Source organism: Paenibacillus sp. RC67, from assembly GCF_030020805.1.
In the GTDB taxonomy this organism is placed as follows: Bacteria; Bacillota; Bacilli; order Paenibacillales; family NBRC-103111; genus Paenibacillus_S.
On the sequence record NZ_CP125098.1, the window covers coordinates 7662135 to 7675383 of the forward strand.

The following is a 13249-nucleotide window of genomic DNA, read 5'->3' on the forward strand; positions in this document are numbered from 1 at the left end:
CATTCATGTTCAAAGGTTTGGTTCGTCCATCATCTTCTACGCGTTTCCGTTAACCGGAATTGGTTCACCAGTTGTTGAAGGAAATCAGTGATTGCCTCCACATGATGGGATGTATGCTGGACGTTAACGATGTCGGTCATCAGCTCATGCACCTTACCTTCGACCTCAGTCGAGATTTGCCGATTCTCTTTGCTGACATCCGCGATCTTCTCCATCAATCCTACTACTTCGTTAATGACCTGCGTTTTTTTGGAATCCATTCCGGCTCCACTTAACAACTCTGACGCCGCAGCAGCCAGCTGAGTCCCCTCGGCAACGACCTGATTCCCTTCTTCCATTGAGGAAAAAGCTTCTTTGGCATTTTTATAAATCAACTGTACCGTCTCATGTATTTCCTCCGTCGATTTGCGGGTTAAATCGGCCAGCTTGCGAATCTCTCCTGCAACGACAGCAAATCCTTTGCCATGCTCTCCCACTCTTGCCGCTTCTATAGAAGCATTCAAGGACAGCAAATTGGTCTGATTGGATATTTCCTCAATGACCTGCAGAACATTCTTAATCTGCTGTGTCGTTTCCATGAAGGTAAGAATCGTTTGATTCGTCTCGGCTACCTTGTCGGATATTTGGCGCATTTTATCCCCAATACGCTCCACTTCCGTTTGAGCTACCGCAATCTGCTCCGAGGCCTTATCCTCAAGCACCCTCAGCGTCCCCTGCATATCCCCTACTGCATCCTTGGCAACATCGATATCTTTCAGCTGACTGCGAATACTTCGGATCATATCGTGGATTTTGCCGCTCATCCGTTCCGTGGAGCCCGCCGTACTGACCGTCGATTCATTCAGCAGCTGCTGGCTTGAGAGCACATCCGTCGCCGCCTGCTTCACCTGCAGCATAATTCCTTCCAGCGAATCGATCATGTTATTGATCCATTTGGCCAGCTCGCGCGTCTCATCCTTATCGAACCGTGCATAATCCAACCGCTGTGTCAGATCTCCTTTACCCTCGGCATTAATCCGGATGAATCGATTGATGGTATGAAGGCTATCAACGACCGGCTTGGAGCCCCGCTTATGTACTATCCAGGCAATGATGCCGCCATATAAGAGATTAAGTACTGCTATTCCAACCGCAGTCATGATCGGTGAAATGGAGCTGCTGCTTAATGTGAAATAAACGAGCAGAGCGCTCACCACTGCAAAAACACCAATCATCGGCAGTTGAAGCTTCGTAAGCTTCCAACCGATCCCGCGAACCCGATATACCTCCTCCAAGTCCCCTTCACACATCATTCCCCATACATCTGGGCAATGCGGCAGCTGGAATGTAACTCCTTTTCCGATGACAGGAATATGGCGATAATCTGAATAGCCTGGAAAACCGACAAACAGGTTGCTTCCATTCGCAATCGTATTGGCGACGCCTGGATGGAGCCTGCCTGTCGCCGGATCGGTAAACATCAGCTCTAGCTCTGTATGCTCCTGTACTGAAACAACACCCCAATCCGTGGTGACGCCATCTTTAAGATTCTCCCCATGGGTAAATGTGCGGTCCTCAAAGCGGCTGCGCGATAAAGCCGTACCAGGAGCAATCTGAGTGTTTAACCCCGCTCGCGCCATAAAAATATAATTATCACCGGAATCCGGATATACGTGCCCTGATTCTCGCTGAATCAAGTCACCGATCACATCATTCGGAACTCTACCGCACAGCGCCCCCGCCCAACGGCCATCCATTATGATGGGAGCTATATAGAGAAGTGTCATTTTATCATGAAAAGCGGAGGTCGTTGGGCCGATTTCCAGCGTCATCGGATCTGCATAGGGGCCGAACAAGCATTTATTTCCTCTGTTAGTATATTCAAGTCCTTTGGACAACAGCCCTTGCCCCCTATAGCTTGCTCCAATATGTTTCGGGTAGGAGGAGAATATTACTACAGACTGTTCGTTTAGCAAATAGATCTCTGAAAAATCGGACGCCCGATTACGAACCGACGCAAACAGCTTGTCCATCGCCGCAGTCCGTCTGTCCTGTGATTCGTCATGTAAGGTTTTCTCCGATACAATCTGCGCCAACAGCCGGTCCAGATGGGACCAATACTCGTTTGTCCAGCTTCTTAGCAGCTCCATGCGAGTGCTGGCTATGCCTTCGAAAATGTCTTCCACATCCGCCTTCGACCCTTGATTTAATCGGTAAGACCACCAGAGAGGAAGCCCCTTTCTGAACCCTAACCAATCAAACATATGTACTCCCCCATCTCTAAAACGAGTGTTATTATTATGTTAATTACTATAACACAAAGATGGTTGATATGTGAGAGTTTTTTCCTATTTTCCGTACAAAAGTTATCATACCCCTAGAAAAAGCAGGAAAAAAGGCCCATCCTCTGAAGGAAGGGCCTTTAAACATGACATGAGGTCTATTGAAATCCGAACGATCGAATGAATGCTTTAAAGCCAGCCAGACCTGCTTCGGTTCTTTTGAATACCCCGGCATCCTGGAGTACATTACCGAATTTTTGCCCGATAGCTTGACGAAGCAGCTCTTCCGCTGCTTGCATAGACAGTTCCGTTCCGTGCTCAGCAATCAATTCACTAATCCAATTGCAATGCTTATGAAGCGGATGATCGGAATGCTCTTGTATGCTTGCATCAAAAGGAAGAGAGCCCGTAAGCACCTGGGCCAAAAGCTCCATCTCGTCCTTGAGTCGTCCTGGAAGCACAGCCAGACCCATTACTTCAATGAGACCTATATTTTCCTTTTTAATATGGTGGAGCGGCTGGTGAGGATGGAAAATGCCGTCCGGATGCTCCATGCTGGTCCGGTTATTACGAAGCACAAGATCCAGCTCGTATTCCCCGTTTGCATTGTTACGAGCAATAGGGGTAATCGTATTATGCGGTGTACGAACTCCATCTCTTTCCGTGTGAGCCAATATATCATGATCCGGATCGCTGTATTGCTTCCATTCATTCAAAATCGTATCGGCCAGCTTCAACAGCTGCGATCGGTTATGTCCAGAAATACGGAGCACTGACATCGGCCATTTCACAATGCCAAGCTTCACATTCGGATAGTCCGGATGGGACATACTGCTCTCGACCGGAGCCTTCTCCATTGGAAACCGGTGCCTACCGCCTTGAAAATGATCGTGATTCAGAATCGAGCCGCCCACTATTGGCAAATCCGCATTAGCCCCGATAAAGTAATGAGGAAATTGATCGATAAAATCAAACAACCGATAAAACGTCTGCTTCGAGGTTTGCATCGGGCGGTGCTGATGATCCAAGATGATGCTGTGCTCGTTGTAATACACATAAGGAGAGTATTGAAAATACCACGGGTCTCCGTCCAGCTCGATCGGAATTACCCTCAAGTTTTGACGAGCAGGGTGATTAAGCCTTCCTGCGTAGCCAACATTGTCGATACAAAGCAGGCATTTCGGATAGTTGCTTTGCGGTGCTGTCTTGAGAAGAGCAATTTCTTTGGGATCCTTCTCGGGCTTGGAAAGATTGACCGTGATCTCCAATTCACCGTACTCTGTCGGAGCCAGCCAGTATTGGTTCTTAGCAATCCGATCTACACGAATGTAATTGGAATCAATGCACAGTCGGTAAAAATCATTCGTTGCCAGCTCCACGCTATCCTGCTTAGCCGTCTTCCAGAAGCGCCCGGCAACTTCCGATTGCCGTGGCATCAGGCAGCCCATCATTTTGGCATCCAGCAGATCGCGAAGCGTTGTATTGTTGTCTTCAAGAATCCCGATCTCCGCCGCGTAATCGAGCAGCAGCTCCAACAGCGCTACCGGGCTGTCTACGAGCTCCTCCTCGACGTTACCGCCGTAAGGCTCACTAATTCGAAGCAGCTCAAGCAAGGCGTTGCGTGCGGCGTAGATGTCGATCGGCTCCAGCAGCTTTCGCCGAACGCCGAACTGAAGCAGCCGTTCTATCGTTAGAGCGGCCAATTCCTCTCGGTTCATACCGGTTGTGTCATTCATAGCGCACGATCTCCTTTTCGCAGCTGGTAAGCCGCAATATACTTCATTACTTGGCGTATCCGTTCGGATGGCTTTGATGCCATGCCCAAGCTGTTGCAATAATTTGTTCCAGACTATCCCGTTTCGGCTGCCAGCCCAGCTCCGCCTTCGTCCGTTCAGAGGATGCGATAAGCACGGCTGGGTCACCGGCGCGGCGCGCTTCCACAACCGCAGGGATTGCATGCCCCGTTACGTTACGGGCAATTTCGACCACCTCTTTAACGGAGAAGCCTTTGCCGTTACCCAGATTATAGATGCTGCTATCGCCGCCATTACGCAGCTTCTCCAACGCAAGAATATGAGCATCGGACAAATCCGTTACGTGAATGTAATCACGGATACAAGTCCCATCCGGCGTCGCATAATCTTCACCGAAGATCGAGATGTGAGGACGCTGACCGAGCGCCACTTGCAAAATGATTGGAATCAGGTGTGTTTCGGGAGTATGATCTTCTCCTATACGGCCGCTTTCGTGGGCTCCCGCCGCATTAAAATAGCGAAGCGACACATATTTGATGCCGTGCGCAGTATCGAACCAGCGCATCATTTTTTCCATGGCAAGCTTGGTTTCACCGTAAGCATTCGTCGGCAATGTGCGGTCATTTTCCATGATAGGCACATTTTCCGGTTCACCATAAGTAGCCGCCGTGGACGAAAAGACGATTTTTTTCACGTCGTACTCGTTCATTTTTTCCAGCAAGCACAATGTTCCGTACACGTTGTTATGATAATATTTGGCCGGATTTTGCATACTCTCTCCAACCAATGAGTTAGCGGCAAAATGAATGACTGCTTCGATTTCATTTTCTTTAAATACTGTGTCCATAAAGGCCGCATCGCGAAGATCGCCAACATACAGCTTACCGCCTAGCACGGCCTCGCGGTGTCCCTGCTGAAGGTTATCTACTACGACAACCTCCTCATTTCTTGCCAACAGCTCCGCAACCGTATGCGAGCCGATATAACCTGCGCCACCCGTTACCATAATAGCCATCCGAATGCCTCCCCGTCCTTTGTATGATTCATTTCCTATCATCCGATTCGTTTAAGCGGCAGCCGCTCTAATCTTTAAATCTATTATGCGTTCACTTGCTCCACGCCATTGCCGATATCGCATACGTAGAAGTCTGCTGTTAAGCCTGTTTTCTCTTTATAAACACGACCTACTTGTTCAATAAAGGAGTCCACGCTGTCTTCATGCACTAAGGATACTGTACAGCCTCCGAAGCCTGCACCTGTCATACGGGAACCCAGTACGCCATGAACCTTCAACGCTTCCTCAACCATGACATCCAGCTCAAGGCATGTCACTTCATACAGATCGCGCAGCGAATTATGGGAGCCGATCATCAATTGACCAAATGCCTGCAGATCGCCCTGCTCCAATACCTTCATGGATTGCAATACACGATCGATCTCCTCGACAACGTGCTTGGCACGCTTGCGTACCGTCTCATCAGGAATAAGATGCTGGTATTCGTTAAACTGCTCGAGGCTCAACTGACCGAGCAGCGTCAGCTCAGGAAATTGGGCTTGCAAATCCTTGACCGCTTGCTCGCACTGCGATCTTCTTTCGTTGTAAGCAGAATCGACGAGTCCGCGTTTTTTGTTCGTGTTCCCGATGACAAGCTTGTAAGCACCGCTCTGGAATGGCACATGCTTATATTCCAACGTGTCGCACATCAGCAGGATGGCGTGATCTTTTTTGCCCATAGCAACAGCAAACTGATCCATTATGCCGCATTTCACATCCATGAACTCATTCTCCGCCTTTTGCGACAGCAGGGCAATCTGGACTTTATCTGCTGGTTGTCCTTCCAAAGTCAACAAACCGAAAGCCGTGACTACTTCAATAGAAGCGGAAGAAGATAAGCCTGATCCGTTAGGAATAGCGCCGCTGTACAAAATATCGTAGCCGCCTACGGATACCCCACGCTGCTGCAGCTCACGAATAATGCCTTTCGGATAATTGATCCAGTCATCCGCAGGATCAAATGCAATATTATTGATGGAAATATGTTTGTGCAAAGGGAAGTTCGTAGAGGCGAAGCCTACCTGCTCATCATTGCGCTTGCGGATCAGCATCGTTGTCCCGAAAGTAAGCGCTGCAGGGAATACGTAGCCGCCATTGTAATCCGTATGCTCGCCAATCAAATTGACGCGTCCCGGTGCGTGGAATACGTGAATAGGTTCTGTTCCGGCACTACCGTATAATGCTGCAAAACGCTCTTTCAATGCTTGTAAATCTGCCATGAGTACACCACCTGTTTTAAATGTTTGAGCCGCGTTGGATCATTTCGCAACGGCCTTTTCTTGATTTAAGTATACTGCTGCTTGCAGCTATTCACTATGGAACGATGTCAGCACCGCATGGAAAAATGTTAGGTTGCATGTTTACCTTGTCTCATAACATGATATACTTTTATCCATACGAACAACAAGCGTAAGGACACGGAAGTTAAAGAACAATGCAGGAGGAAACCCATGTCGACACCAGCCAAAAAAACGGAAAGCTATTATGTCGTCTCTAACCCTCAACCCCCTGCCGAGGATGACCTAACCGTGTTGTTCAGTGGCAGTAGTCAAACAAAGCCCGGACATAAGCCCGGGCCCAAAGTCGTTGATTATTATTTGCTGCATCATATTCAGTCCGGATTCGGTACTTATACGTGCCAGGGTGTGACCTACCCGCTCGGGCCGGGAGATAGCTTCTTGATCGAGCCGGGGAAGCTAATCAGCTATAAAGCCGACGACGTAGATCCGTGGTACTACCGCTGGATTGCGTTCGAGGGAGTTCTTGCAGAGCGGATTTTGAAGCAAATCAGCCTCTCCTCTCAGCAGCCTATCGTTCATACCGGGCGCAAACGCAGCATTGGTGTGCTCTACCACCAAGTACAGACCGTCTTCCAAACGAGAATTAGCCAGGCTAACCTGAGAGCAAGCGGCTATTTACACCTGCTGCTTGCCGAGTATGCCGAAGCTCTCCAGCCAGAGCAGAAGAGCTCACCGCAGCTGACAAGCAGTAGCGAACAAATCGTTCAGCAAGCCCTTCAATATTTATCCACGCAATATGCGGAGCCAATCACCATTGAGCTGATGGCAGAGACGCTCGGTTACAATCGTGCTTACTTGTCCACTTTGTTCAAGAAGCATACCGGATTGACTCCCGTCACCTTCCTGCTGCAGCTCCGTACGGATAAAGCAAGACTGCTGCTGCGAGAGAGACAGGAACTCACGGTAGAGCAGATCGCCTCTTCCGTTGGATTCCAAGATCCGCTCTACTTTTCCAAACAATTCAAAAGGCTTTACGGGATGTCGCCGACCGACTATCGCCATGCAATGAAGCGGCTCTAACCGAGCCTATGAACTGGGGAAAAGAGAACTATCCCCTCTTCGCTAGCTCACGCTCGAAGGGAATGCTTAACTGACTGAAGCGGAAGTACAAAGCAGATACAAGCTCCCTGGCCCAGGCGGCTCTCCGCCCAGATCCGTCCCCCGTGGAATTCCACGATTTCTTTCGCGATTGCAAGCCCGAGGCCGCTTCCTCCTTCGGCAGAATTGCGTGACTTGTCCTTTTTGTAGAAACGGTCGAATATGTATGGTAAATCTTCCGGATCAATCCCACTACCGTTGTCCTGCACTCTCATAACAAGAGCCTGACCTTCGATGGCCATCTGCAGCTGAATAAAGCCTCCTACAGGTGTATGCTTAATAGCATTATAAATAATGTTGGTCAGCACCTGATCTATCCTGTCTATGTCGATAAACACACTGCCGACTTTGTTACGTTCCTCGGGAGCTGGACTAGGAGCCTGTACACTGAAGCGCAAGCCGGCATTTTTCACCTCAAGATCATAGCGATCGTTGTAAAAGCCCATGACGTCTTCAATAGTCATCTCCTGCATAGAGAAATCGATTTGCCTTGCCTCAAGCTTGGACAGCTGAAACAGATCGGCAATGAGTCGATTCAAGCCGGTTATCCGGCCCAGAATGAGCCGCAAATACTTCTCCTGCTGATCGGGATCGACGACGACACGGTCAATCAATGCTTCTACATAGCCTTGAATCAGTGTCATCGGTGTTCCAAGATCATGAGAAATATTGCTGAGTAAATGCCTTCTGGAAGTTTCCAATCGTCCCAAATCCTCATTCATCTTTTCCAGCCTGCGGTTGGACCGTTGAAGTTCTGCTGTGCGTTCTTTAATCCGGTGCTCCAGTCCCATATTCAGCTCACGCAGCTGGCGGGATAATGTTTCCACGGAAGCAAAGGCTTTGAAAGATTTGAGGCTAATGATAAACGACGTCATAAAGATGAAGAAAAACAGCCCAAAAGATGATATGTCCCCCAAATGAGTCCACTGATTGTAATATAAAATATCCACTATAACCGTGAATGCGTACACAACCCCGCCTAGCAGCGCGAACCAAGCCCCTTCTCTGCCGCGCAGTAGAGCCCTGACGATCCCAGTCAGAACATAACCGCATGCCAGTATCGTAATCACTTGATAGGCCTGGGTCGTGAACGTAAACTTTTCTGGAGGAAGCAGCGATACAGCCAAAGAAAACAAACCACCTGCCGCTTGTGTTCCGATAACAAAGGAACGCTTAATTTCCTGCGGATACAAAGATCTGCAGAACATGACCGCTAACGGCAAAGCAAGGTAAAAACAAAAGTATTCGGTACGCAAGCCGCATTCCCAGGGGATAAACGGGAAAATTTGCAGCGCGGCCCCTTCGCCGACGTACATCGCCCGAATACCGATAGCTATACAGAAAAGTGAGAAGTATAAGGACCCTCTTTCTTTAAAACGGATAAGGAAAAGCCCGAAATGATACATTCCCATCAATAACAAGCTTCCTACCAACATCAAATCAAGGCCCATATGATTATTATGGCTTTTTGTCACCTCGGAAGCTTCCCCAAGTGTCAGTTCGCTCCATATACCCCCGACCCGGTGACTGTAGTTAGAAACCTGAAGCACGATATGCAGTGTCGAATCGGTTGGCTTATAATATATTACCTGAGGCTTGTACCCCGGACGTCCGCTTTCCTGGTTCGTGCCCACTTTGCCCGCTTTTGCTACTTTTTCACCATTAATCCATAGAATATAAGCGGTACGAATGGAGGGCAGATCGATCGCTAGAATACGATCCGTCGGCTCCGTCAACACCTTCAGGTGGAAGGTTGCATAGCCATTACCGGAGATCGCTTCCTCATTAACGAGGTGTCCGTTCCATGAACTGGGGAGTCGAAGCCAATCCGTTGCTTTATGTTCCTCTCCGTTAAGAGCAGCCTGGTCTGGATCAAGCAGCTGGTTCCAATAAAAATCCCAATCGCCATTCAACACCACACTGCCATCCTGGTCAAAGTCCCATCCTCTTAAATCCATAACTCCTTCCTCAGCAAGCGGAATCAATCGTTGACTTGTCTCTTCTTTGCTGCAACCGCTTAACAAAAGGATAGCAAAAATAACTGGAATCCATATATAATAGAGATATATTCTGGAAACGGAAATCACTTTCTTTCTATACATTTTTCTCTCATCGTATCGCAATTTTCAATATTTGGGAACTAGTAGGATACAACAGGGGTCAGGAGATGAAGAGTGACAATGTCAGCTGAAAAAAATTTTAATAGTGGACGACGAACCCGAAATTATTGAGCTCATTCGGTTATATTTGGCCAAGGAAGGCTATGAAGTGATAAGTACAGACAACGGTGCGAGCGCAATGGATTATATGGAGCGCTTTAAGCCGGATATGGTGATTCTGGATATTTTGCTTCCGGGGATGGATGGCATTGAAATATGCAGACAGATTCGGAGGAATTATGATATTCCGATATTGTTCATCAGCTGCAAAGGAGAAGATATGGATATTATTCTCGGACTAAGTATCGGCGGCGATGATTATGTGACCAAGCCATTCAGCCCAAGCCAGCTCGTCGCAAGAGTAAAGGCCCATTTGCGCCGCAAGCAGCTGCTGGACCAGCAAAAGGAAGATTCGCAGCAGCTCTCTTTTCCTGGACTCGAAATCGATCTGCTCAGCCGCAACGTATGGGTGAATGGAACTATTGCTCCTCTATCATCCAAGGAATTCGACCTGCTGGCGCTCATGGCTAAAAAGCCGAACAAAGTGGTGCCTATAGAGCAGCTGTACAGAATGGCTTGGGGTGTAGACAGTAACGGCGATACCCGCACTCTTCTCGTACATATAAGCAATCTTCGCAAAAAAATTGAACCCAATCCGACCGAGCCGGTTTTTGTTCAGACGGTCCGCGGCGTGGGCTATAAATTCACCTGCTAGGCACGTAAATGATAATAAGAAGGGCCGCCTCGTAAGATCCTTATGTGATCTTACGGGACAGCCCTTTTTGTTCAGTTATGCAGTTAACGTTTCTACTGACAGCTTCTTGACGATAATCCGTGAAACCCTGAGCTCATCCGTGTCTTCTACAATAAACTCAAATTGATCGGCATAGGCGATCTTCTGGCCTTTCTTAGGCGGGATCTCAATATGAGAGTAAACCCAGCCACCAATGGTATCATAATCCTCGGTATCGATCTCGATACCAAACCGGTCATTGACCTCGTCAATAAGCATGCGGCCGTCGATAGAAAAGGTTCTTTCGTCTTTTTGTTCCAGCATCGGACGTTCATCTGTATCAAATTCATCCTGAATTTCACCGACGATTTCCTCAATGATATCCTCGAGTGTCACCATACCCGAAGTACCACCATATTCGTCGATCAGCAGAGCAATTTGTGCTCTCTTCTTCTGCATCATCTTTAGCAGGTTGCTGATCGGCATCGATTCAGGCACTTTGGTAATAGGACGAATGACTTTACGAATGTCCGCGCTGTTGGCGTTGGCCTTCAATAAATCTTTTATATGGACAAACCCGATAATGTTATCTTTATCCGGATCACAAACCGGGTAACGTGTTCGCATCTCGTCTAGCGCAATTTTCATATTCTCTTCAAACGACAAATGGATGTATAAGCAACCCATATCCGTACGAGGGATCATAATTTCACGCGCATTCGTTTCGGTAAATTCAAATATATTATCAACCAGCGTAAGCTCGGTATTGTCGATTAAACCGTTCTTATGGCTTTCCTTCATCAGTACGCGAATCTCTTCTTCCGTGTGAGCCGTATCGTGCTCGGAACCAACTTCAATGCCCGCTTTACGAAGCATCCAGTTGGAGATCGTGTTCAGCAACCAGTTAAACGGAAACATAATTTTATAAAATAAAATCATAGGTCCGGCAGACATCATTGTAATCTGCTCCGGCTTGCGAATAGCGTAGGTCTTGGGAAATTGCTCACCCAAAGTAATGTGCAGTGTAGTAATAACAGAAAAAGAAATGATGAAAGAAATCGTATGAATCAATGTATCGTTCAAGCCGATATCCTTGAGCAAAGGCTCAATCATTCTTGAAACGGTCGGTTCCCCAACCCAACCTAAAGCTAGTGACGCTAATGTGATACCTAACTGGCACGCGGAAAGATAAGCATTCAAGTTACTTGTAATTTTTTGTGCAAACTTGGCGCTTGTATTTCCATCCTTGGCCAACGTTTCAATCCTGCTGTTACGAACCTTAACCATCGCAAATTCTACAGCGACAAAAAATCCATTCAATAAGATCAAAACAAGAATCAAAACAAGATTCCACAATAAAGGTAACGGGTCACTACTCAATAATTCCCTATCCCCTCGGTGAGGCGGATAGGTACACCTCCCTTAAAAACGATTATTTTTAGAACAAACATAAGTAACACTTATATATATTATATCGCAAATAAAGCTCGGTTCCAAGGAACGGCTTGCCGATATACACCGCTATATCTAGAGATAAGGAGTAAAAAGTATAGGGATACAAACTATTTTCTAACAATTTTGAGCCGATTTGGACCGTTTTCGCCTTCTGTTACGGTTTCGATGACATACATAAATGATGCTGATAGGTCTCATATTATACAAAAGAGCAATAATTTTGATTTCCTTGTTCTCTTCGTTTGGAACCGAGTGTGTTTATTTGCGAATGTGTACGAACGAATAGTAAAGATCAAGTCAATCAAAACGGAGGAATGTATGAGCAGCAGTTGGATTCAAATGATGAAGCAAGGCAATACGTCATCCGCAACCGCGGCATTAGGTAATGCAGGGATTGCGATTTTGAAGGGCATTGCTGCAGCTATGAGCGGCAGTGGCGCCATGTTTGCCTCAGCTATGCACTCGATTGCGGATGCAATAAATCAAGGATTTGTTTTTGCAGGCAGCGTTCTGGCGGAACGAAAGCCGACCCAGCGCTTTCCTACGGGTTTCGGACGAGTTATCAATATATTTTGTATGATTGCGGTTATAGTCGTTACTCTCATGGCTTACGAAACGATCAAGGAAGGCATCCATCTGCTGTCGCATCCAACAGCCGCGCACAGCTTCTGGTTGAATTTCATCGTACTGGCTATCTCTATCGCTGTAGACGGAGCCGTACTCATAAAAGCCATGAAAGAAATTGTACATGAAACGAGAGTTTCTGCACAGAGGGTGGGAATTATTGCTGCTGCCTTCAAAAATGTCGGCCGTGCGGCCCCTCCGACCCGCCTTGTGTTTTATGAAGATATTGTCGCTACATCCGGCGCCCTGCTTGCTCTTATCGCGGTTATTTTGACTCAGTTTACGAATTTTAAAATATTTGACGGTATCGCTACCATTTTTATAGGCATTTTAATGGTTGGAGTGGCATTTAAAGTCGGTTATGACAATATGGTCGGTCTGATCGGAGTAGCCGCCCCGATAGAGGTGGAATCCAAGGTTGCGGCAACAATAATGGCTGATCAAGATGTGACCGATATCAACAGGCTGCGGGTCATTCAAGAAGGCAGAACCTACCATGTAGAGGGATATATCGAGCTTCGCAAAGGGCTTACCTTGGCTGATGCCGACGATATCAAATTTCGGGTTCGTGACCAGCTGCTGGCCGATACCGATATCTCAGATGTCATTCTGGGGATTATTGAGGATAATGGAGTCGAAGATTGGAAGGGCTTAATAACGGAGCAAATTCCGTAAAAGTGAGGCCATTCTCTGAGGCTTATTCCAATACTTTCGGGGGAACCCGCGATTAATAACAGGATACTGCTGCACATAACTACACAAAAAAGCCGGTCAACCCAAGGTTGATCCGGTTTTTTCATGCTCCGAACG

General features: G+C 47.4%; 9 protein-coding genes. 3 read left to right on the forward strand and 6 right to left on the reverse strand.

Annotated features, from left to right (window positions below):
- Positions 1–29: 29 nt before the first annotated feature.
- From QMA13_RS34855 to QMA13_RS34870, 4 genes are all read right to left on the reverse strand, one after another.
- Positions 30–2243, reverse strand: coding sequence for a methyl-accepting chemotaxis protein (locus QMA13_RS34855; protein WP_282938297.1), 2214 nt, complete (start codon positions 2241–2243; stop codon positions 30–32).
- A gap of 176 nt (positions 2244–2419) precedes the next feature.
- Complete coding sequence (locus QMA13_RS34860; RefSeq protein ID WP_282938299.1) at positions 2420–3997, reverse strand: UDP-glucose--hexose-1-phosphate uridylyltransferase; 1578 nt, start codon at positions 3995–3997, stop codon at positions 2420–2422.
- Positions 3998–4043: 46 nt separating this feature from the next.
- On the reverse strand, positions 4044–5030 hold the full coding sequence (gene galE, locus QMA13_RS34865) for a UDP-glucose 4-epimerase GalE (RefSeq protein ID WP_282938300.1): 987 nt from the start codon (positions 5028–5030) through the stop codon (positions 4044–4046).
- A gap of 83 nt (positions 5031–5113) precedes the next feature.
- On the reverse strand, positions 5114–6289 hold the full coding sequence (locus QMA13_RS34870; RefSeq protein ID WP_282938301.1) for a galactokinase: 1176 nt from the start codon (positions 6287–6289) through the stop codon (positions 5114–5116).
- Positions 6290–6520: 231 nt separating this feature from the next.
- Here QMA13_RS34870 and QMA13_RS34875 point away from each other — a divergent pair, with 231 nt between their 5' ends.
- Complete coding sequence (locus QMA13_RS34875) at positions 6521–7390, forward strand: AraC family transcriptional regulator (protein WP_282938302.1); 870 nt, start codon at positions 6521–6523, stop codon at positions 7388–7390.
- A gap of 47 nt (positions 7391–7437) precedes the next feature.
- Here QMA13_RS34875 and QMA13_RS34880 read toward each other — a convergent pair whose 3' ends face one another.
- Entirely contained in the window at positions 7438–9570 is a 2133-nt protein-coding gene (locus QMA13_RS34880; RefSeq protein WP_282938303.1) for a sensor histidine kinase, read from the reverse strand.
- Between the two features lie 103 nt (positions 9571–9673).
- Between QMA13_RS34880 and QMA13_RS34885 the strand changes: the two genes are divergently transcribed.
- A complete protein-coding gene (locus tag QMA13_RS34885; protein ID WP_282938305.1) occupies positions 9674–10342 on the forward strand; it encodes a response regulator transcription factor in 669 nt (222 codons plus the stop codon).
- A 75-nt stretch (positions 10343–10417) separates the two neighbouring features.
- Here the strand turns inward: QMA13_RS34885 and QMA13_RS34890 are convergent, their stop codons facing one another.
- Complete coding sequence (locus QMA13_RS34890; protein ID WP_282938307.1) at positions 10418–11740, reverse strand: hemolysin family protein; 1323 nt, start codon at positions 11738–11740, stop codon at positions 10418–10420.
- Between the two features lie 393 nt (positions 11741–12133).
- Between QMA13_RS34890 and QMA13_RS34895 the strand changes: the two genes are divergently transcribed.
- Positions 12134–13114 (forward strand): cation diffusion facilitator family transporter, encoded by a 981-nt coding sequence (locus QMA13_RS34895; RefSeq protein ID WP_282938308.1) that lies wholly within the window; start codon positions 12134–12136, stop codon positions 13112–13114.
- Positions 13115–13249 lie beyond the last annotated feature (135 nt).